The 20,348-nt window shown below is 59.7% G+C and carries 18 protein-coding genes; 4 read left to right on the top strand and 14 right to left on the bottom strand.

The annotated features are described in order from the left end of the window. Positions 1-56 precede the first annotated feature (56 nt). The 5 genes from SOP97_RS03045 to SOP97_RS03065 form a co-directional block, all read right to left on the bottom strand. The gene (locus SOP97_RS03045; RefSeq protein WP_322948189.1) at positions 57-1,286 is read right to left on the bottom strand and encodes a nucleoside recognition domain-containing protein; all 1,230 of its coding nucleotides are present in this window, start codon (positions 1,284-1,286) and stop codon (positions 57-59) included. A gap of 198 nt (positions 1,287-1,484) precedes the next feature. After that, on the bottom strand, positions 1,485-1,943 hold the full coding sequence (locus SOP97_RS03050; protein WP_322948190.1) for an inhibitor of vertebrate lysozyme family protein: 459 nt from the start codon (positions 1,941-1,943) through the stop codon (positions 1,485-1,487). A 10-nt stretch (positions 1,944-1,953) separates the two neighbouring features. After that, positions 1,954-2,118 carry a DUF1328 domain-containing protein gene (locus SOP97_RS03055; RefSeq protein WP_274087370.1) on the bottom strand — a complete coding sequence of 55 codons (165 nt, stop codon included), beginning with the start codon at positions 2,116-2,118 and terminating at the stop codon, positions 1,954-1,956. Between the two features lie 84 nt (positions 2,119-2,202). After that, positions 2,203-2,637, bottom strand: coding sequence for a ferritin-like domain-containing protein (locus SOP97_RS03060; protein WP_274087371.1), 435 nt, complete (start codon positions 2,635-2,637; stop codon positions 2,203-2,205). 79 nt (positions 2,638-2,716) lie between these two features. After that, complete coding sequence (locus SOP97_RS03065) at positions 2,717-3,553, bottom strand: BON domain-containing protein (RefSeq protein ID WP_322948191.1); 837 nt, start codon at positions 3,551-3,553, stop codon at positions 2,717-2,719. A 232-nt stretch (positions 3,554-3,785) separates the two neighbouring features. Here SOP97_RS03065 and algB point away from each other — a divergent pair, with 232 nt between their 5' ends. Further along, a complete protein-coding gene (gene algB, locus SOP97_RS03070) occupies positions 3,786-5,132 on the top strand; it encodes a sigma-54-dependent response regulator transcription factor AlgB (protein ID WP_322948192.1) in 1,347 nt (448 codons plus the stop codon). After that, entirely contained in the window at positions 5,129-6,904 is a 1,776-nt protein-coding gene (locus tag SOP97_RS03075; RefSeq protein WP_322948193.1) for an ATP-binding protein, read from the top strand. Before algB ends, SOP97_RS03075 begins: the two co-directional genes overlap by 4 nt. Before the next feature lie 136 nt (positions 6,905-7,040). Here SOP97_RS03075 and SOP97_RS03080 read toward each other — a convergent pair whose 3' ends face one another. The 3 genes from SOP97_RS03080 to SOP97_RS03090 all read right to left on the bottom strand — a co-directional run bounded on the left by SOP97_RS03080 (position 7,041) and on the right by SOP97_RS03090 (position 10,108). Further along, positions 7,041-8,525 (bottom strand): nucleobase:cation symporter-2 family protein, encoded by a 1,485-nt coding sequence (locus SOP97_RS03080; RefSeq protein WP_274087375.1) that lies wholly within the window; start codon positions 8,523-8,525, stop codon positions 7,041-7,043. 207 nt (positions 8,526-8,732) lie between these two features. Then, positions 8,733-9,518 (bottom strand): N-acetylmuramoyl-L-alanine amidase, encoded by a 786-nt coding sequence (locus SOP97_RS03085; RefSeq protein ID WP_274087376.1) that lies wholly within the window; start codon positions 9,516-9,518, stop codon positions 8,733-8,735. Next, positions 9,515-10,108 (bottom strand): MarC family protein, encoded by a 594-nt coding sequence (locus SOP97_RS03090; RefSeq protein ID WP_274087377.1) that lies wholly within the window; start codon positions 10,106-10,108, stop codon positions 9,515-9,517. Before SOP97_RS03090 ends, SOP97_RS03085 begins: the two co-directional genes overlap by 4 nt. A gap of 178 nt (positions 10,109-10,286) precedes the next feature. Between SOP97_RS03090 and SOP97_RS03095 the strand changes: the two genes are divergently transcribed. Beyond that, positions 10,287-11,705, top strand: a complete 1,419-nt coding sequence (locus tag SOP97_RS03095) for a DASH family cryptochrome (RefSeq protein WP_274087378.1) — start codon at positions 10,287-10,289, stop codon at positions 11,703-11,705. A gap of 11 nt (positions 11,706-11,716) precedes the next feature. Here SOP97_RS03095 and SOP97_RS03100 read toward each other — a convergent pair whose 3' ends face one another. The 5 genes from SOP97_RS03100 to SOP97_RS03120 form a co-directional block, all read right to left on the bottom strand. Then, positions 11,717-13,606 (bottom strand): GGDEF domain-containing protein, encoded by a 1,890-nt coding sequence (locus tag SOP97_RS03100; RefSeq protein ID WP_322948194.1) that lies wholly within the window; start codon positions 13,604-13,606, stop codon positions 11,717-11,719. A gap of 15 nt (positions 13,607-13,621) precedes the next feature. Further along, the gene (locus tag SOP97_RS03105; RefSeq protein WP_274087380.1) at positions 13,622-14,485 is read right to left on the bottom strand and encodes an endonuclease/exonuclease/phosphatase family protein; all 864 of its coding nucleotides are present in this window, start codon (positions 14,483-14,485) and stop codon (positions 13,622-13,624) included. Between the two features lie 24 nt (positions 14,486-14,509). After that, positions 14,510-15,139, bottom strand: coding sequence for a thiol:disulfide interchange protein DsbA/DsbL (locus tag SOP97_RS03110; RefSeq protein WP_274087381.1), 630 nt, complete (start codon positions 15,137-15,139; stop codon positions 14,510-14,512). 153 nt (positions 15,140-15,292) lie between these two features. Continuing rightward, positions 15,293-15,898, bottom strand: coding sequence for a c-type cytochrome (locus SOP97_RS03115; RefSeq protein ID WP_274087382.1), 606 nt, complete (start codon positions 15,896-15,898; stop codon positions 15,293-15,295). A gap of 45 nt (positions 15,899-15,943) precedes the next feature. Further along, positions 15,944-16,234 carry a c-type cytochrome gene (locus SOP97_RS03120; RefSeq protein WP_274087383.1) on the bottom strand — a complete coding sequence of 97 codons (291 nt, stop codon included), beginning with the start codon at positions 16,232-16,234 and terminating at the stop codon, positions 15,944-15,946. A gap of 248 nt (positions 16,235-16,482) precedes the next feature. On the opposite strand from SOP97_RS03120, the gene yihA reads away from it, so the two are divergent. After that, positions 16,483-17,136 carry a ribosome biogenesis GTP-binding protein YihA/YsxC gene (gene yihA, locus SOP97_RS03125; RefSeq protein ID WP_274087384.1) on the top strand — a complete coding sequence of 218 codons (654 nt, stop codon included), beginning with the start codon at positions 16,483-16,485 and terminating at the stop codon, positions 17,134-17,136. Positions 17,137-17,427: 291 nt separating this feature from the next. Here the strand turns inward: yihA and polA are convergent, their stop codons facing one another. Continuing rightward, a complete protein-coding gene (gene polA, locus SOP97_RS03130) occupies positions 17,428-20,277 on the bottom strand; it encodes a DNA polymerase I (RefSeq protein WP_274087385.1) in 2,850 nt (949 codons plus the stop codon). Positions 20,278-20,348 lie beyond the last annotated feature (71 nt).

Raw genomic sequence — 20,348 nt, forward strand, 5'->3', positions numbered from 1 at the left:
TGCAAGCCCGTTTTTAACGCCGCAGGGCCGACGCGCAGCAGAGCGTTGCCGTATACCTAACCGAAGAACCAGTAGCAGACGGATATGGCGGCTACCACACCGGCAAACTCGGCCAGTAGTGCACAGCCCACGGCATGCCGCACGCGCTGAATGCCGACCGCACCGAAGTATACGGCCAGCACATAGAAGGTGGTTTCCGTGCTGCCCTGCACCGTGGCGGCGATCAACGCGGGGAAGCTGTCGACACCCTGGGTTTGCATGGTTTCAATCAGCATGGCGCGCGCCGCACTGCCGGAGAAAGGTTTGACCATGGCCGTGGGCAGCGCCTCAACAAAGCGCGTGTCCCAGCCAATCGCCTCGACCAGCCAGCGAATCCCGTCGAGGCCAAACTCCAGCGCGCCAGACGCACGCAGCACACCAATCGCGCAGAGCATGGCCACCAGATAGGGCAGCAGGCTCTTGGCCACATCGAAGCCTTCTTTCGCGCCTTCGATAAATTCCTCATACACCGGCACTTTCTTCAACGCGCCCATCAGCAGAAACAGCAGGATGATGCCGAACAGGGTGAGGTTGCCGGCCAGCGACGAGAGGGCCGCCAGCGCCGTCGCCGACATGCCGGCGAGCAGCGCCATAAAGGCCCCCAGCGCCAGCGCGCCGGGCACCAAGTAGGCCAGCACCACCGGGTCCCAGAGGCGTAGGCGCTGCATCAGCGCCACAGACAGCAGGCCGACCAGGGTCGAGGCGCTGGTGGCTAACAGAATGGGTAGGAATACCAGGGTTGGATCAGGCGCACCCTGTTGGGCGCGGTACATAAAGATGGTCACCGGCAACAGGGTCAACGACGAGGCATTCAGTACCAGAAAGAGTATTTGCGCGTTACTGGCCGTGGTGCTGCTGGGGTTGAGGGTCTGCAGCGCGCGCATGGCTTTAAGGCCGATCGGCGTGGCGGCGTTGTCCAGGCCCAGGCCATTGGCGGCGAAGTTCATGGTGATCAAACCGAGAGCCGGATGACCACGCGGCACCTCGGGCATCAGCCGCGCAAACAGCGGGCCGAGTATCCGCGCCAGAGCATCAACCAGGCCGGCTTTTTCAGCGATACGCAGCAGGCCGAGCCACAGGGTCAGGGTGCCGAACAGCAGCACCATGACCTCGACCGACAGCTTGGCCATGGCAAACAGGCTTTCCACCATGGCGGCAAATACCGCTGGGTCATCACCGAGTAACCAGCGCGACAGCCCGGCAATGGCCGCCACCACGAAAAACCCCAGCCACAGGCCGTTGAGCATGCTGTCTCTCCCCAATCAATGGGCGCGATGATAGCGCGGCTGATGCAGATGGGGTGTGGTGTTGGGGCTTTTCATCGCGCCCATGTGGCGTATGGGCGGGATATGTCGAGGTTATATGGGAGGCGCTCCGTTTGAGCCGCGATTGACCTTGAAGGCGCTGAACGCCTCGCGGCTAAAGCCCCTCCCACAGCCGCACCACTAATACCAGTTCGGGTCGCTTTTCAGCTGCTCTTGCAGCAGCTGCTGAGTCGCTTCGTCCGGCTCGCCCAGCCAGCGCAGGGTGGCATGTTGGCTGGGGGCTTTGTCCGCCGGCAGGCCGTCGGGCAAGTGCACATACAGGCCATAGGCGTCGTCCTTGTCCCAGCTGAAGGCCACATAAAGGCGCTGGTTGAAGCAGTTTTGCGCTTCGCACAGCTGGCCGACCAGGTATTTGTCGCCGTCGTCTTCCAGGCCCTGCATCGGGCTGGCGATACCATTGAGGTTGAGCACCCACTCCGGCAGACGGCTTTCGTCTTCAACCAGTTCCTGCCAGCTCTGCTGGTAGGCCGGGTCACTGGCGAGCAGTTCGTTAAGGCGGAATTGGCCATCGGTATCCGCGGCCAAAGCCGCCGCACTGCCGCCCAGCAACAGGGCGGCAAGCAGCGTCTTGATGGTCATGGGAACTCCTTTAACCGCGCGGCCGACGGCCGATGATGAAGGAGACGATAAACATCACCAGGAACACCACGAAGAGAATCTTCGCGATACCCGTAGCGGTGCCGGCGATACCCCCAAAGCCCAGAACGGCAGCGATGATGGCAATGATCAGAAAGGTAATGGCCCAACTCAACATGGCGAAACTCCTTCTCTACTCAAGTGTGCGCCGCGGCGCGAGATGACCCGGTGTAGCACTGGCCACACCGGGCCGGGCTTGCTGTTACTGCATGGACTGCTTCAGGTTGCGCATGCGGTCATGGCTGGCGCGCACTTTGGGCATTTCGGCCGCGAGCAGGGCTTGCACGCCCGGCTCGGCACTTTCCAGCGCATCCTCAAAGGCATGCAGAATGCGGTCTTCAGCCTCTTCCAGTTGCGCCACGTAGGTGGCCTCAGTGTCACTGACCAAGTTGGCCTTGGTATCGGCATACACTTGGCGCAGCTTGCCGATGAAGGTGCCGCCGTCAGCGGGTTTCTGCTGGTTGGCGGCGACTTTTACCGACAGCGCGCGGATCAGCTCGGTCTTGTTCTGTGACATGTCACGGAACAGCGCCTGCAAGCGCACATCTTTCACTTCGTCGTGGGCGTGCTGATAAAAGCGCTGGCCGTCACGGGTAATTTCAATCAGCTCGTTCAGTTGCTGGATTTTGTCAGTCATGGTGACGCTCCTCTGGCTGGAACGGCGGCGGTAACCGCCTTAAAAGTTGACTGCCGCGGATAAGCGACAGCCCGCTGAATTAGCTCTCGATGCGCAATGCATCAGCGTCTACGCCGCGCACACCACGGATGTTGCGCGCGGTTTCTACGGCCAATTGTTTTTCGGCATTACTCAGCACCAGGCCGCTCAGGTTGACCATGCCGTTCTGGGTATCCACGGTGATGCTCAGGCCGTCCAAGTTGCGGCTGTAGATCAGGCTGGATTTAACCTTGCTGGTAATCCACGCATCACTGATCGCCGCAGCCGCGTCATCCGCCGCGTCTTGTGCCTTGGCCGCGGTGCTGTCGGCGGCGCTCACGCTTAACAGGTTGCTCACCTCACGCACGCCATCAGTGTTGGCGGCCAAGCGGCCCGCCAGCTCCTTGGCCTGCGGCGTTTGCGCGCTACCGTTCAAGGTCACCTTGCCGTTCTCGGCATCAACATTGATGTCCAGGCCCTCGGTATTGCTGTTCCACAGCAGCTTGGACTTAACGGTGGCCGCCAGCGTGGCGTCTTCAAAACGCTGCGCCATATTCGGTTCGCTGCTGGCTTTGGCCTCGAACTTCGGGTCCAGCTTGAGCTGGTTGTTGACCTTGTTTACGCCCTCGACACCCAGGGCAATCTGCTCAGCCAAATCACGTTCGACCGAATTTTCCACGGTGCCGCTGATGGTCGCAGTGCCGTTCTCGACATCCACATCAATGGCGAACGGGTTGAGATGACGATTGAGGGCGAATGCAGTCCACACCGAGCCTTCCTGGCGAGCCGCACTGAGCTCACGGCTCATATCACCCTCTGCGGCAAATGCGCTGAACGGCACCAGCGCGATCATCCCGGCGGTCGCGGTGGCCAAGGCCAGAGTCTTTAACTTATGCATGGCAGTTCCTCCAATGGATTGCAGTGTCTGTGTCGCTGTGGGCGACTTACACCTCACTGTCGCAAGGCCCATGCCAGGCCATAAGAAAATAATAAAACCATTAAAATCAATTACTTATGGAAGCAAAAAGAAACCGACCAGTGTGCAAGCTGCATGATTGCCTACTCTGCGCCGTGCAACTTGCACGACAGATCACGGACTAAGCCTCAGTACCCCCGCCAAGGAGAGCACTATGAACACCTCTTCACAGCCCCTCGGTCGCATTCTGCTAGTCGATGATGAGCCCGCCATCCTGCGCACCTTCCGTTACTGCCTGGAAGACCAGGGCTATCAGGTCAGCACCGCTAACAGCGCCGCCCAAACCGACGCGTTATTGCTGCGCCAGGTGTTTGATCTGTGCTTTCTCGACCTGCGCCTCGGCAACAACGACGGCATGGAGGTCCTCACCCACATGCGCGTGCAAGCCCCCTGGATGCGCGTGGTGATGATTACCGCGCACTCCGCGATCGACACCGCCGTGGACGCCATCCAGGCGGGCGCCGCGGATTACCTTGTGAAGCCGTGCAGCCCCGAGCAATTGCGCCTGGCTGCCAGCAAACAGCTGGAAGCTCGGCACATGGCCGAGCGCCTGGAGCACCTCGAAGGCCATGCGCGTAAGCCCGGCGAAGGGTTGGACTCGCACAACCCCGCCATGATGACGGTGCTGCAAACCGCGAAGCAGGTGGCCGACACCGATGCCAATATCCTGATTCTCGGCGAGTCCGGCACAGGCAAGGGGGAGCTGGCCCAGGCCATCCACAGCTGGAGCAAGCGCGCGAAAAAATCCTGCGTGACCATCAACTGCCCCTCCTTGAGCGCCGAGTTGATGGAGAGCGAACTGTTCGGGCACAACCGCGGCTCGTTTACCGGGGCTACCGAAAGCACTCAGGGCCGGGTCAGCCAGGCCGATGGCGGAACCCTGTTTCTCGATGAGATCGGCGACTTCCCACTGGCTCTGCAACCGAAGCTGCTGCGCTTTATTCAGGACAAGGTCTATGAACGCATTGGCGACCCGCAAACCCGCGAGGCGGATGTGCGCATCGTCGCGGCGACCAACCTCAACCTCGACGAGATGGTCAAACAAAGCCAGTTCCGTGAAGACCTGCTGTACCGCTTAAATGTCATCACCCTGACCCTGCCCGCGCTGCGCGAGCGCCGCGAAGACATCATGGTGCTGGCCGAGCGCTTTCTCGCGCGCTTTGTCAGCGACTATGCACGCCCCGTGCGGGCCTTCAGTGATGCGGCGCGCGAGGCGCTGCTCAGCTACGCCTGGCCTGGCAACATTCGCGAATTACGCAATGTGGTCGAGCGCGCCAGCATCCTCTGCGCAGAGGAGCAGGTGCAGGTCAGCCACCTCGGGCTCACCCCCAATACCGAGTTGAACAGCCCGCAGGCCGGCGCGCAGATGAGCTTGGAGGCATTGGAGAAAGCCCATATCAGCGCGGTAGTGGCCAATAGCGGCACGCTCGACCAAGCCGCTAAAACACTGGGCATCGACGCCTCAACGCTGTACCGCAAACGCAAGCAGCTCGACCTGTGAGGTTGCGTAACCAGCTGTTTATCAGCGGTGGAGCCTTGGTCACGGCCGCATTGGTCGGGTTACTGCTGGGCATGTTCAGCATCTGGCAGCTGAGCAAAAGCCAAAATGAAGCCATGACCCGTAACATGAACATCATCGATGCCTCACTCGGCCTGCGCCAAGAGATGGGCATCCAGGTCAGCCTGATCATTGCCGACAAGCTCGACCGGCCAGCATTGAAAGCCTCGGATGCCCGCTTCAATGCATGGCTGCGCAAAGCCGCAGACGACTCTACAAATGCCAACGATCATCAGGCGGTGATCGCGATCCAGCGCACCTATGACGTCTATCAAAAATTTCTAGACTCGCCCGCCGAGGTACGCCGCAACCTGCTCAAAAACGATGATTTCACCCTGGCCCTGCGCGCGCTGCGCGACCGCATCAATGACATGCAAATGCATTACGTCAGTCAGGTGCATCTTGAGCAACAGAACGCTCGCGAACGCACCTGGCTGATTATCGCGCTGCTCGGCCTGATCGGCCTGGCGGTGTTATTGATCAGCTTTGTCACCGCACACAGCGTTGCCCGCCGCCTTGGCCGACCCATTGAGGAACTGGCTATCGCCGCGGACCAGATCGGCCGCGGCGACTTTCACGTCAGCCTGCCCACGCCCCCAGTCACCGAAATCGCCTCACTGAGCCAGCGCTTCGGCTTAATGGCCGAAGCGCTGCGGGCCTTTAAAAACAGTGATATCCAAGCCCTAAAAGCTGAGCAACAACGCCTTAACGCGGTCCTCGACAGCATCGACGATGGCCTGCTGATCTTCGATCGCCAAGGTGACGTCGAACACTTCAACCCGGTGGCGCAACGCCAGTTGGCCTGGGACGCAAGCCAACTCGGCCAACGCGCCGCTTTGACCCTGCAGCACTCAGACCTGCAAACCCAGTTGCACCGGGTGCTACAAGGCAAACCGCTGGAAGAGGCGTTGGATGACCTGCAGGTCGACATCGAGGGTGAGCAGCGCCTTTTGGCCTACAGCCTCGCAGCGGTCAGCCACGACGGCGAACGCCCCTCCGGCGCGGTGATGGTGCTGCGCGATGTCACCGAACAACGCGCGTTCGAGCGGGTGCGCAGTGAGTTTGTGCTGCGCGCCTCCCACGAGCTGCGCACCCCAGTGACCGGCATGCTGATGGCGTTCTCGCTGCTGCAGGAGCGCATGCAATACCCCGAGGACAGCCGTGAGGCTGACCTGCTCAGCACCGTGGATGAAGAAATGCAGCGCCTGTTACGCCTGATCAATGACCTGCTGAATTTCTCGCGTTACCAGAACGGCCTGCAAAGCCTTGAACGAGTCGAGTGCAGCGTCGAGCCGTTGCTGCGGCTAACCCAGCAGCGTTTCACCATGCAAGCGGCGCAGTTGCAGGTGGCTCTGCACCTCGAAGCAGAAGAAGACTTACCGCTGTTACAGGTCGATCCATTGCAAATCGAACGGGTGCTCGACAACCTGATCGGCAATGCCTTGCGGCATACGCACCCTGGCGGCACGGTGCACCTGCGTGCCCGCCGGCGGGATAAGCGCGTCGAGCTGAGCGTGAGTGACGATGGTGAGGGCATTCCCTTTCGCCAACAGGCGCGGATTTTCGAGCCATTCGTACAGGTCAGCCGCAAGAAAGGCGGTGCAGGCCTGGGCCTGGCGCTGTGCAAAGAGATCGTGCAATTGCACGGCGGTTACATCGGGGTGAAATCTCAGGTGGGCCAAGGCACGCAGTTCTTTGTACTGCTGCCCACCTAAGACGCTCTTGCTGCGCCCCCACTTGTGCAGCCTGGCACCCGCCACACATGAGAACGCCGCCTTAACGGCGGCGTTCTCATGTTACGGGCGACGCCTACCGGCTCACCCTTGGCTCAGGTTTAGTCGCGCAACTGGCCTAATGGCTAGCGGCATCCTTGACCAGCGGCACTTCTTTGCCTTCAGCATCGAACAACTTACCGCCCTTGAAGTAGTCACCGTCGTTCAAGGCCGCCACATCCTGGAAGCCCAAGGTGCGTTCGCTGGCCGCCACGAAGACTGACTGGTTCTCGGAGTTACCGGTCTTGAAGTGGTTGAACAGCAGGTTGAGCGCAATGGCCATGATCGCAGCCGAACTGATGCCCGAGTGGAAAATGGTTTCAAACCAGGATGGGAACTGGTGATAGAAGGTCGGCGCGGCGATGGGGATCATGCCGAAGCCGATCGAGGTGGCGACAATGATCAGGTTCATGTTGTTGCGGTAATCAACCTTGGACAGCGTGCGAATGCCGCTCGCCGCCACAGTACCGAACAACACCACACCGGCCCCGCCCAAGACTGACGTTGGCACCGCCGCCACCAAGCGACCCATGATCGGCAGCAGCCCCAGGGTCACCAGAATCAAGCCCGCCGACGCAACCACATAACGACTCTTGACCCCGGTCACAGCCACCAAGCCGACGTTCTGGGCAAAGGCACTCTGGGTGAAGGAGCCGAAGATCGGCGCGAATACGCTGGAGATCATGTCAGCCCGCAGGCCATTGCCGAGGCGCTTGGAGTCGACCTTGGTTTCGATGATGTCACCGACCGCCAGGATGTCCGCCGAGGTTTCCACCAGGGTGACGATGATCACAATACACATCGAGATAATGGCCGCGACGTGAAAGGTCGGCATGCCGAAATGGAACGGCGAAGGCAAGGCGAATATCGGCCCTTGAGACACCTTGGAAAAATCCGCCATACCCAGCGCTACAGCGACCAGGGTACCGATGATCATGGCCAGCAGGATCGACAGGCGCGAGATGCTGGCACTGCCCACTTTGCTCAGCAGCAGCACGGTGGCCAGGGTCAGAGCGGCCAGGCCGATATTGGCCATGCTGCCGAAGTCGGCGGCCTGGCTGTTGCCACCCATCGCCCAACGCGCAGCTACCGGCATCAGGGTCAGACCGATAATGGTGATGACAATACCGTTGACCAGCGGCGGGAAGAATTTGGTAATGCGCGAAAACACCGGGGTAATCAACAGCCCGATCAGCGAGGCGGCAATCACCGCACCGAATACGGCCTGCAGGCCACCCTCACCACCGCTACCGAGAATCGCGACCATGGTCGCCACGCCGGCAAAGGACACGCCCTGGACCAGCGGCAATTGCGAACCGAAGAAGGGTAAACCGAGGGTTTGCAGCAAGGTTGCCAAGCCACCGGCAAACAGCGAAGCCGCGATCAGCAGGCCGATATCCGCCGGCGACAGCCCTGCGGCCTGACCAATGATCAGCGGTACTGCAACGATGCCGCCATACATGGTCAGCACATGCTGCAGGCCATAAGCGAAGTTGGCACCGATACCGAGGTTTTCATCTTCCGGACGCGACGTAGAAGACGGCGTAACAGGTGAAGTCGTCATGCTGAGGATCTCGCTGTTGTTCTTGTGCGTACAATGTAGACAAAGAAAAAACCTCTTGGCTACAACTTTGTATACATTTTACAAAATAACAGTTTCAGCAGAACGATTACTAGAATCTCAGTCAAAAACAGACGTCCACACATAAAAAAAACGCCGAAGCAGTCACTGCTTCTGCGTTTGTTAACAAGTAGCACCCCAGCTAGGCACTCAGTGCTGCGCAGCCATCCCGGCCAGAACCACCAATAACGCAGCCGTCTGCGCATCCGGCTCGCCGTCATAACGGGCTGGGCGGTACTTCATCTGCAAGGCGGCAATCACGTTGCGCGTGGCCGGGTCCAATTCACCGTGCCGGGGCACGGCATAGCCCTGGCGTGCCAGTTGCTCCTGAAACCACTGCACACTCGGCAGGCTGGCACTGAACAGCACTTGCTGGCGCGCCACCTCGACGGGATCCGGCCAGGGCATCAGGCCAGCATCGGCGAGGCGCTTCCAGGGGAACAGCGGACCGGGATCAACCTTGCGCTGTGGGGCAATATCGCTGTGCGCGATGATGCTGCCGGGCGCCAGTTGATGGCGCTGCATGATGTCCTTGAGCAAGACAATCAGCGCGTCGATCTGCGCGGGAGCAAAGGGCTGCCAATGTCGCCCCGTGGGGGTGTCATAAAACCCCTGGTTAACCAGCTCAATGCCAATGGTTGTGCCATTTAGCCAGGTGCGCCCCTGCCACTCGCTCACACCGGCATGCCAGGCGCGGCGATTCTCATCGACCAATCGGTAAATGGTCGCCGGCGCCTCGCCGATCAGGTAATGGCTGCTGACCTCCTCTTCAGTGAGTAACTGCAGTGAGCGCTGCAGATCGGCAGAGGTGTAATGCAGCACGATGTATTGCACCCGGCTGTTCTGGCCGATGGCGGTGTAACTATCATCAATGCGCGGGCCGCTGCTGCAACCGGCCAGTAGCAGGGCTAAAACACTCAAACAAAAAGCTTTCATGGGCTGATATGCAACACGCTTTGCAGGTTATCCAGCAGCATATCGACGCTGAGCATAATCAACAGCATGCCCATCAATCGCTCCACTGCAGTCAACCCGCGAGGTCCGAGAAAACGCTGCAGAAACGAGGCCTGCAACAGAATAAAGGCGGTCAACGCCCAAGCCAGTAGCACCGCCGCGTAAAGCTCCCAGAGCGGCCCTTCATGAGTGTTGCGCAGGGTCATCAATACCGCCAGAGCAGAGGGCCCCGCCACCGCCGGCGTGGCCAGCGGCACCAGCATCGGCTCGCCATCTGGCACATCGCCTAATACCCCCTGCGGGCCGGGGAAGATCAGGCGCATGGCGATGACGAACAGGATGATACCGCCCGCAATTGCCGTTGCCTCGCGCGACAGCCCCAGAGCGCTGAGCACTTTGTCGCCAAAGGTAAGAAACAACAGCAGCAGTGCCAGGGCGAATAACAACTCGCGCGCGGCAACCCACAGGCGGCGCTTGGCCGGTACATTCTTCAGTGCGGCGATAAAGATGGCGATGTTGCCGAAGGGGTCGGTGACCAGAAAGATCAACGCGGCGATGCCGAAAATATCCATGACTACTCCTCTACAGATCGGCACAGTTTAGTGCCTCCCGCAGCAGAAAACGCCTTGGATCAAGCAGAACAGCACAGGCCTTGAGGCCACATGCAAGCGATGCCTGACACTGCTAGACTGGCATCTGTACAAACACAGCAATCCTGTACAGCTTATGTACCAATATGGAGAACACCCAATGCGCGCCTTGCTGTGGTTCAAACAGGATCTCCGCCTTGATGACCACCCCGCCCTCCAGGCGGGCCTGGCGGCCGAGTGCCTGCTGCCGGTGTATGTCCTGGACCCCGCCTTGCTACAGCTCAACGCATTTGGCATGCGCCGCATGGGTGTGCATCGCGCGCGTTTTTTACTGGAAAGCTTGGTGGCGCTGGAGGCTGAATTGCACCAGCGTGGCTCACACCTGCTGGTGGTTATCGGCACACCGCAGCAGGTCATCCCACAACTGGTGGCGCAGTTCAACCTGGACCAGGTGCTGACCCTGGCGGAAATCGCGCCCGACGAACAAGCCCAGGTGGTACAGGTCGCTCAACAACTCGGCCCGATTGCCCTGCAACAATTGCCCGCCAACAACCTGCTGCGCAGCGAAGAACTGCCTTTCAGCCTTGATCAGTTGCCATCAGTGTTTAGTCAGTTCCGCAGCCTGGTCGAAGAACGCTTGCACGTGTTCCAACCGCGTCACGCACCGCAGCGATTGCCGGTATTGCCTGATGGCGCACTGGCACTGATGCAGCCGCTGCCCACGCTCTCTCAGCTGGGCCTGGGTGAGCCACTCAGCGTATCGTCCAGCGCCTTTCCCTTCTCTGGAGGCGAACCAGCCGCCCTCGCCCGACTGCGTGACTACCTGTGGAAGACTCAAGGCGTAAGGCAGTACAAGGACACCCGTAACGGCATGCTAGGCACCGAGTATTCGTCGAAGTTCTCACCCTGGTTGGCCAATGGCAGCCTGTCGGCACGCCGGGTAATCGCCGAGCTGCGCCGTCACGAGGCGCAATACAAGCGCAATGACTCAACGCACTGGCTGTGGGTTGAGATGCTGTGGCGGGATTTCTTCCGCTGGACGCTGCTGCGCCACGGCAGCGCGCTATTCAAAGCGGGCGGCCTCAAGGCTGGCGCGGATACAGTGCAACCTTTGGATCAACGCTTTCAGGACTGGTCGCGCGGGCGTACCGGTATGCCGTTGGTGGATGCCAATATGCGCGAACTGGCCGCCACCGGCTTTATGTCCAACCGCGGTCGGCAGGTGGTTGCCAGTTATTTAATCAATGACCTGCAACAGGATTGGCGCCATGGCGCGGCCTGGTTCGAAGAACACCTGATTGATTACGACCCAGCCAGCAACTGGGGCAACTGGGCCTACCTGGCTGGCGTGGGAAATGACCCACGGCAAAACCGAGTGTTCAATGCGTTGCGCCAAGCACGCATGTACGACCCCGACGCCCAATACGTCAGCCTCTGGCTACCGGAGCTGCGCGACGTACCGCAGGCGCTGCGGCATACACCCTTCCTGCTCGCGGGCGGGCATCTACGCAACCTCGGTTACCCGCAGCTGGGGAACATTCCTGAAAGCTGGAAGCCCTACCTCTACGCCGTGGCTTGAGGTGGCCGGGTTCAGCCCAGCACAACCTGATTACGCCCACCGCCTTTGGCACGGTAGAGCGCCTGGTCGGCGCGCTCAAACACCGTGTCGCTGCCCTCATCATTAGCAAAGGCGGTCAGGCCAGCCGACAGGGTGATGGTCACCCGCTCACCGCGAAAGTGGAACGGGCACTGTTCGACGCCATCCAGCAGGGTTTGCAGCAGTTGCTGGCCGCCCTCCAGAGGCGTCGAAGGGATCAGCAGGACAAACTCCTCGCCGCCAAAGCGCGCAATAAAATCTGTTTTGCGCAGGCGCTTGGATAATTCACCGGCAATGATCTTCAGTACCTTGTCGCCTGCCAAATGGCCGTAGCCGTCATTGATCCGCTTAAAGTGATCGATATCCAGCACGGCCAATAGCAACTCACCGCCATAGCGCTTCCAGCGCGCCATTTCCAACTCCAAGCGCTCGCTCCAACCGGCACGATTGGGCAGACCGGTCAGCGGGTCGATCAGGGCTTTTTGTCGCTGCTCTTCGAGGTGATCACGGAAACTCTGCGCCTCCTGCTCCATATCTGCGACCTTTTGGGTCAGGCTTTGCAGGCGCTGCGCCACTTGTTCTTCATGGCCGTCCCGGTGCTTCTGGTGCGCGCTAACCGTGCTCAGCAAGCCATCCAGACGCGCCTCCAGGGATTGCTTGAGCGTCTGCAGGTCGACGGCATCGAGCACACTGGCCTGCAAACCACTGACTTGTTCACGCAGCTCCTGATTAAAGCTGCGGGCGCTCTCTACAGACTCGCTATAGCCCTCATGCGCTTCACTAAGGGTGCTGAGAAACGATGCTAAGCGCTCATTCAGCTGTTTCAAGTAACCGGCAAACTCACGCTGACCGCTGTCGGTGACGGCCAGCACCAGCACCGCCAAATCGTCCAGCACCGCGACCAATTCGTACCAGTTCAGGCCGCCCTGCACGCGCTGGCGCAGCGCCTCGCCCTGCGGCTGATGCCGCTCCGGCAACTCCAGCTCATCGAGCAGGCCCAGCAGGCTGCTGCCGATATGCGGCGCAACGGCGCTGTAACCTGGCTCGGGAATGGCGGGCAGCGCGTAGGCCGGATCGCCCTCCTCTTGCATCGACAAAACTGCTTCAGAGGCTGAGAGCGTCTGGGGGATCGACGCGGCGGTTGTCGGCGACTCTGACGCCGATTCCGGCTCAGCACTTAGCGTGGCAGGTTCTGCAGGAGCGGATGCGGATGCAGGTGCAGCATTGCTCGGGCGGAGCAACGGCTCAACCGCAGGCGCTGGACTCTCAAGTGGTGTGTCTGGTGCAGATTCTGGCGACGCTGGTTGTGGCCTGTCCACCTGGGCAGGCGCGCTATCAGCAGGGCTGCTTGATGCCGCCTCCTTGCTACCAAACAAGCGCTGCAGGAAACCTGGACGCGCGGTATCTGCCTCATTCTCAATCGTTGCTAGGGCTTGCTGCTGCAGGCGGCTCAACTCACTGAGCAGCGCAGGCAGCTCGCGTGGCTGACTGGCACGCTCTTCGATGCGCTTGGCAAACTGCTTCAGCGCTTTGCGCACCTCACGCGGGGGATCCAAGGCCAGCAACTGATCGGTCAGGCTGGTCATCCCAGACACGTTCAGCTCAAGCCGCTCCTGACGACTTTTCTCAGAGTCGAGCACGGCCTTTTCCAAGCGGGGAATAAGCGCAGACAGGCCGGAATCAATATCGTCGCGACGCAGAATATCGCGCAGCTCCTGCATACACTGGTCGACCGATTTGTCACTGCCCTCGGCCGCCAGCGAGCTGCGCACCAACCCACGCCTCAACAGGTCGAGGCGGGCATTCCAGCGGCGTTCTAGTTTCTCTTGCTGCTCCAAGCTTTCCAGATACTTACTTTTCCAGCGCTGGGCATCATCGGTCATGGTTACAGTCCACGTTCAAGGCTCAATCAGCATAGGCGTTGCAGGCGCAAAGAGTGAAGTGGGCAGGCGAATTTGCACCGCCACTGGCAGGTGGTCAGAAATCGGCTGCGACAGCACCTCGCAGCGCTCCAGCGGCAAGCTGGGGCTGAGCAGAATATGGTCAAGGCAGCGTTGCGGCCGCCAACTGGGGAACGTGGCCTCGATTTGCGGCGCAAACAGCTCAAGATCGCGCAGCGGCGAGAACTGCAGCAGGTCGTTGGCATGGGTGTTCATGTCGCCCATCAGCACAACATGCCGATAATCACTGAGCAACTCACGGATGTAAGCTAACTGACGGGTGCGGGTACGCGCGCCAAGGGACAGGTGCATCATCACCACAGCCACTGCATCCGGACCTTCGCCAAGACGCAACAGCATCGCGCCACGACCAGGCGGGCCGGGCAGCGGATGGTCTTCCATCAGGCTGGGGCGCAAACGACTGAGTACACCATTGCTGTGCTGGGCCAGGCGGCCGAGGTTGCGGTTGAGTTGCTGATACCAATAAGGGAAGGCGCCAAGACGCGCCAGGTGCTCGACCTGATTGACGTAACCCGAACGCAGGCTGCCACCATCGACCTCTTGCAGCGCCACCAGGTCAAAATCACCGAGTAGATCGCCAATCCGTTGCAGATTGCCGCTACGCCCGGCAGCCGGTAGCAAGTGCTGCCAGCTGCGCGTCAGGTAATGGTGGTAACGCTGAGTGCTAATGCCCACCTGAATATTGAAGCTGAGCAGGCGTAGACGGCCATTTTGCGGCCAGTCATCCGCGGGCAGGCAACACGGGTTGACCTGTGCATCGCACAGGCCAACCGCGCGCTTGGCTGGCCAGCGCCTGAGCATTAACGCGTGATCCGCGCGCGCCTGTTACTGCGCGGCGCGCTCTTTGGCAATCAGGTGATCGGCCACTTGCAGGGCCTGCTGAGGGCCACCCGAGCTGCCGATATCGAAACGATATTTACCATTTACGATCATCACTGGTACGCCCGTGATCTGATACGCCATGGCCAGTTTCTTGGCCTTTTCCAGCTGGCTCTTCACGCCAAAGGAGTTGTACGTCTTGAGGAAAGCGTCCTTGTCGACACCTTCAGCCGCGAGGAAATCGGCCATTTCTTCCGGGGTCGCGAGCTTCTTGCCCTGCATGTGAATGGCATCGAATATCGCGCCATGCACCTTGTGCTCAACCTTCATCGCCTCAAGGGTGATGAACAGCTGGCCGTGAACGTTCCACATGCCACCGAACATGGCCGGGATACGCACAAAGTTGACGTCTTCCGGCAGTGTTTCGATCCACGGGTTGATCGTCGACTCGAACTGATAGCAATGCCCACAGCCGTACCAGAACAGCTCAACCACTTCGATTTTGCCGGGCTTTGAAATCGCAACGGGGTTGCTCAGCTCAACATATTGCTTGCCTGCTTCAATCGGCTCGGCATGAGCGCTCAGGCCAAACAGACTGGCGGTGACGAGAGTGGTACTGAGAATCAGGTTACGCATGCGTTACTCCTTGGCTATAAACGGTGCGTGATGACGAACGGAAGTTCGACCCACAAGGCAAACTGGGGTTCCGTGCATTGTAGCGAGCCACACAACGAAAAAGGGCGGCCTGAGCCACCCTATTTCATTACAGCATGTCGCGTTTTCAGCCGATCAGTGCAGACCCTGAATGAAGCTGGATACCGCTTCCATGTCCTTGTTGCTCAGCTTAGCGGCGATCGAGCGCATGATCATGCTGTCGCCGTCATTGGTGCGATTACCTTCGCGGAAATCAGTCAGCTGCTTAGCGATGTAAGTTGCGTGCTGACCACCCAGTTGTGGGTAACCGGCCGCATCCAAGCCCGCGCCGTTAGGCCCGTGGCAGCCGATGCAAGCAGGCATGCCCTCAGCCAACTTGCCACCACGGAACAGCTCGCCGCCACGCTCGACCAGTTTCGGGTCGGCAGCGCCAACACTCATTTTCTGGCTGGCGAAGTAGGCCGAGATATCTTGCAGATCTTGATCACTCATGTTGTCCAGCAAGCCGGTCATTTCCACAATAGGACGTGCACCGGACTTGATGTCATTCAGCTGCTTGAGCAAGTAACGTTCGCCCTGCCCAGCCAGTTTAGGGAAGTTCGGCGCTGCACTGTTGCCATCGGCACCATGACAAGCACCACATACAACAACCTTACCCTGACCGGCTTCAGCATTGCCTGCGGCATGTGCCAGACCGGTGATGCCTAGGGTCAACAGCAGACTCACGAGTACTTTGTTCATCAGCTAATCCAATTTGCGACTAAGAAAAAGAGTTTATGGCCAGGCTTACTCGGACATCAGTTTGATGACCGCTTGGTAATCCTCGGCCGAGCAATCCATACACAGACCGCGAGGCGGCATGGCATTCAGACCATTGGTGACGCTCAGTACCAGCGCATCCATGCCCTTGGCCAGACGCGGCTCCCAGGCAGCTTTATCACCACGCTTCGGCGCGGTTGGGATGGCGCCGCTATGGCACACACCGCACGCACGGGCGTAGACGGCTTCGGGGTCCTGCGCGGCATGCGCACTCAACGACAGTGTCAATGCAGCGGCTACAGTCAGTAATTTTTTCATCAGATCAACCTCATCAGGGAGGGGAACGTACTGCTTTCTACGGGCAGATGATCTAAATCGTTCCCGTGGCCACTTATCCAACTAAAGGGAGAAAGCGCACACAAAATCTGCGCCATTATATACTGGCGTCATTGAAACGGAAACGACGCAGCTTGCCGCGCTTCGCACAGACAGGCAGGCTGCGCGCAAATGTCGCAAGGGCATCGCGCCTGTAACGCCACCCTACGCTCGCCCTCACGGATACTCAGATGCAAGCCAAGAACCCAATTATCGGCCTGTGCCAACAGGCTACTTTCCTTATCAGCGCAGCCAAAGTTGACCAGTGCCCGGAAGATTTCGGCCATGAAGTGGCCTTTGCAGGGCGCTCCAACGCCGGTAAATCCAGCGCACTGAACACCCTGACCCACGCCAGCCTGGCGCGCACCTCGAAGACCCCAGGGCGTACCCAGCTGCTCAACTTCTTCAAGCTGGACGAAGAGCGCCGCCTGGTCGACCTGCCAGGTTATGGCTATGCCAAGGTGCCAATCCCGCTGAAGCTGCACTGGCAGAAACACCTGGAGGCCTACTTGGGTAGCCGCGAGTGCCTGCGCGGGCTGATGTTGATGATGGATATCCGCAAGCCACTGACCGAGTTCGACATCCTCATGCTGGATTGGTCCGTTGCCAGCGAAATGCCCATGCACATTCTCCTGACCAAGGCCGACAAGCTGGCTTTTGGTGCAGCGAAGAACACCTTGCTCAAGGTGCGCCAGGACATTCAAAAAGGCTGGGGCGATCGCGTTAGCATCCAACTGTTCTCAGCGCCCAAGCGCATTGGCATTGAGGAGGCACAAGCGGTGCTGGCCGAGTGGATGCAGCTGGGTGAGTTTGCCCTTGAGGATGATCAGGACACTGAAGCCTGACGCGTTCGAGCGATTTTCTCGCAGGCAAAAAAAACCCCGGACTTCTATGGGGGAGGGAAGTTCGGGGTTCAACATCTGAACCGCTAGGGCGGGGTCCAGAATCTGCCAACACTTAACACAACAAAGGAGTACTGAATGGTTGTCTAGGCCATCCACAAACTCTGAGTGGTCGAGTCAAAACAAAGTTCAGGCCCGCGGAATAATTAATTAGTTATAAGTAATTCTGCGCTAATACTCTTAAATCTAGACCCCCATCGCGCTAGCGCTGCAGCCCGGTGCGAGGGGGGAGTATCAATGGGCTTCGTCCCAGTTATTGCCTACGCCCACTTCCACCAGCAGTGGCACATCCAGCGCAGCGGCATTGCCCATCAGCGGTTTGATCTGCTCACGCACTTGCTCGACCAGATCCTCACGCACTTCCAGCACCAGTTCGTCGTGCACCTGCAGGATGACCTTGGCATCCAGGCCCGACTCACTCAGCCAGTTATCCACCGTGACCATGGCGCGCTTGATGATGTCCGCCGCCGTGCCCTGCATAGGCGCGTTGATCGCGGTGCGCTCGGCGCCTTTGCGCAGCGCCTGGTTCTTCGCATGAATATCCGGCAGATACAGGCGACGACCAAACAGGGTCTCCACATAGCCCTGCTCGGAGGCCTGCTCACGGGTACGTTCCATGTAGGCCAGCACGCCGGGATAACGCGCAAAGTACACATCGATATACGCCTGCGCCTGCTTGCGGTCGCAGCCGATCTGCTTGGCCAGGCCAAAGGCGCTCATGCCGTAAATCAGGCCGAAGTTGATCGCCTTAGCGCTGCGGCGCTGATCAGTCGTGACCTCTTCCAGCGGCACGCCAAATACTTCGGCGGCGGTGGCCTTGTGCACATCGCGGCCGTGGCGGAAGGCATCCAGCAAACTTTCGTCCTTGGCCAAATGGGCCATGATGCGCAGCTCGATTTGCGAGTAATCGGCCGCCAGCAGCTTATAACCTTTAGCCGCAACAAACGCCTGGCGAATGCGCCGACCTTCGGCCGTACGGATCGGGATGTTCTGCAGGTTTGGATCAGTCGACGACAAACGACCGGTCGCGGCCACGGCCTGGTGGTAACTGGTGTGGATGCGCCCAGTGCGCGGGTTGATCTGCTCTGGCAGGCGGTCGGTGTAGGTACTTTTCAGCTTGCTCAGGGAGCGGTACTGCATAAGCACCTTGGGCAGCTCAAAGTCCTGCTCGGCCAATTCGGCCAGCACCGCTTCGGCCGTCGAAGGCTGGCCTTTGGCGGTTTTACTGATAATCGGCAGGCCGAGTTTCTCGTAAAGAATCACCCCGAGCTGCTTGGGTGACGCCAGGTTGAACTCCTCACCGGCAATCTCGAATGCCTGACGCTCCAGCGCCACCAGCTTTTCACCCAGCTCGTTGCTTTGCAGGCCGAGCAGGTTGGCATCGACCAGTGCACCTTGACGTTCGATGCGCGCCAACACCGGCACCAGCGGCATTTCAATCTCGCTCAAAACCTTGGCCAGGCTCGGCTCGGCGTCCAGCTTGGCCCACAAATGCTGGTGCAGACGCAGGGTGATGTCTGCATCCTCAGCGGCATAAGGGGCGGCCTGGGCCAGATCGATCTGGTCGAAGGTCAGTTGCTTGGCGCCCTTGCCGGCGATGTCCTCGAAGCGAATGGTGCTGTGATCCAGGTACTTGAGCGCCAGGCTGTCCATATCGTGACGGGTGGCCGTTGAGTCCAGTACGTAGGATTCGAGCATGGTGTCGAACTTCACCCCCTGCACCTGAATCGGCGTGCTGGCATTGGCGAGAATATTGATGTCGTACTTGGCGTGCTGGCCGACCTTGGCCTTATTCGGGTCTTCGAGGATCGGCTTTAGCGCCTGCAGCACGGCATCGCGATCCAGCTGCGTCGGCACGCCCATGTAGCTGTGCGCCACCGGGATATAGGCCGCTTCGCCAGCCTTGACCGCAAACGACAGCCCGACCAACTGCGCCTTTTGCGCATCCAGGCCGGTGGTTTCGGTATCAAAGGCAATCAGCTCGGCGTTGCGCAGCTTCTCCAACCAACTATCAAACTGCGCCTGCTCAAGGATGCACGCGTAATCGCCCAATGCCTCTGCCGCCTGAACGTCGACAAGCGCTTCAGCCGCAACCGGTGCAGGCGCTGCAACTGCAACTTCCTCGACCACAGCATGAGCGCTTGGCGCCAGGGCAAACAGATCATCACCGGCGGGCTTGGCCGGCGGCTTAACCGCCGGCGCAGGGTTGTTACGCAGTAACTCATCACGCCAGGTTTTGAATTCCAGCTCGGCATACAGCTCGACCAAGGCTGGCACATCCATCTCGCCGGGGTGCAACGACTCGATCTGGATATCCAGCGGCACATCCAGCTTGATGGTGGCCAAGGCATAAGACAGGTAGGCCATGTCCTTATGCTCAATGAGCTTGGCCGGCAGGGTCTTGGCCCCGCGGATCGGCAGCGCGGGCACTTTGTCGAGATTGGCGTAGAGCACATCCAGGCCGCCGCCTATACCGACCAATAGACCCAGCGCGGTCTTTTCACCCACGCCCGGCACACCGGGAATGTTGTCGACTTTGTCGCCCATCAGCGCCAGGTAGTCGATGATCAGCTCGGGGCCGACACCGAATTTCGTCTTCACACCCTCGATGTCATACACACTGCCAGTCATGGTGTTGACCAAGGTCACGTGCGGGCACACCAGCTGGGCCATGTCTTTATCGCCCGTGGAGATCACCACGTCGCGCCCTTCGGCTGCGCACTGGCGGGCCAGGGTGCCGATCACATCGTCCGCCTCTACACCTTCAACGCACAGCAGCGGATAGCCCATGGCCTTGACGCTGACATGCAGGGGCTCGATCTGCACCCGTAGCTCATCCGGCATCGATGGGCGATTAGCCTTGTAGTCGGCAAACATTTCATCGCGAAACGTCCCGCCTTTAGCGTCGAACACCACGGCAAACGGGCTTTTCGGGTATTGCTTGCGCAGGCTCTTGAGCATGTTCAACACACCCTTAACCGCGCCAGTTGGCAGGCCTTTGGACGTGGTCAGCGGCGGTAAGGCATGGAAAGCACGGTAAAGGTAAGAAGAACCGTCAACCAGGACTAAAGGAGTTTGGCTCATGAGCAGGATCAACCTTTTCGGCGGGGGCGGCGTTAGAATGGCCACACCATTGAAATCAAAGGGACAAGGTT

The sequence above is a fragment of the Pseudomonas spirodelae genome, from assembly GCF_034653255.1.
In the GTDB taxonomy this organism is placed as follows: domain Bacteria; phylum Pseudomonadota; class Gammaproteobacteria; order Pseudomonadales; family Pseudomonadaceae; genus Aquipseudomonas; species Aquipseudomonas spirodelae.

What these genes read in the sequence shown, in the direction of transcription:
- SOP97_RS03110 (WP_274087381.1), bottom strand. Translation starts at nt 15,139, where the DNA reads ATGCGTAACCTGATTCTCAGTACCACTCTCGTCACCGCCAGTCTGTTT.
- SOP97_RS03050 (WP_322948190.1), bottom strand. Translation starts at nt 1,943, where the DNA reads ATGACCATCAAGACGCTGCTTGCCGCCCTGTTGCTGGGCGGCAGTGCG.
- SOP97_RS03060 (WP_274087371.1), bottom strand. Translation starts at nt 2,637, where the DNA reads ATGACTGACAAAATCCAGCAACTGAACGAGCTGATTGAAATTACCCGT.
- SOP97_RS03065 (WP_322948191.1), bottom strand. Translation starts at nt 3,553, where the DNA reads ATGCATAAGTTAAAGACTCTGGCCTTGGCCACCGCGACCGCCGGGATG.
- algB (WP_322948192.1), top strand. Translation starts at nt 3,786, where the DNA reads ATGAACACCTCTTCACAGCCCCTCGGTCGCATTCTGCTAGTCGATGAT.
- yihA (WP_274087384.1), top strand. Translation starts at nt 16,483, where the DNA reads ATGCAAGCCAAGAACCCAATTATCGGCCTGTGCCAACAGGCTACTTTC.
- SOP97_RS03100 (WP_322948194.1), bottom strand. Translation starts at nt 13,606, where the DNA reads ATGACCGATGATGCCCAGCGCTGGAAAAGTAAGTATCTGGAAAGCTTG.
- SOP97_RS03080 (WP_274087375.1), bottom strand. Translation starts at nt 8,525, where the DNA reads ATGACGACTTCACCTGTTACGCCGTCTTCTACGTCGCGTCCGGAAGAT.
- SOP97_RS03115 (WP_274087382.1), bottom strand. Translation starts at nt 15,898, where the DNA reads ATGAACAAAGTACTCGTGAGTCTGCTGTTGACCCTAGGCATCACCGGT.
- SOP97_RS03055 (WP_274087370.1), bottom strand. Translation starts at nt 2,118, where the DNA reads ATGTTGAGTTGGGCCATTACCTTTCTGATCATTGCCATCATCGCTGCC.
- polA (WP_274087385.1), bottom strand. Translation starts at nt 20,277, where the DNA reads ATGAGCCAAACTCCTTTAGTCCTGGTTGACGGTTCTTCTTACCTTTAC.
- SOP97_RS03045 (WP_322948189.1), bottom strand. Translation starts at nt 1,286, where the DNA reads ATGCTCAACGGCCTGTGGCTGGGGTTTTTCGTGGTGGCGGCCATTGCC.
- SOP97_RS03120 (WP_274087383.1), bottom strand. Translation starts at nt 16,234, where the DNA reads ATGAAAAAATTACTGACTGTAGCCGCTGCATTGACACTGTCGTTGAGT.
- SOP97_RS03085 (WP_274087376.1), bottom strand. Translation starts at nt 9,518, where the DNA reads ATGAAAGCTTTTTGTTTGAGTGTTTTAGCCCTGCTACTGGCCGGTTGC.
- SOP97_RS03095 (WP_274087378.1), top strand. Translation starts at nt 10,287, where the DNA reads ATGCGCGCCTTGCTGTGGTTCAAACAGGATCTCCGCCTTGATGACCAC.
- SOP97_RS03105 (WP_274087380.1), bottom strand. Translation starts at nt 14,485, where the DNA reads ATGCTCAGGCGCTGGCCAGCCAAGCGCGCGGTTGGCCTGTGCGATGCA.
- SOP97_RS03090 (WP_274087377.1), bottom strand. Translation starts at nt 10,108, where the DNA reads ATGGATATTTTCGGCATCGCCGCGTTGATCTTTCTGGTCACCGACCCC.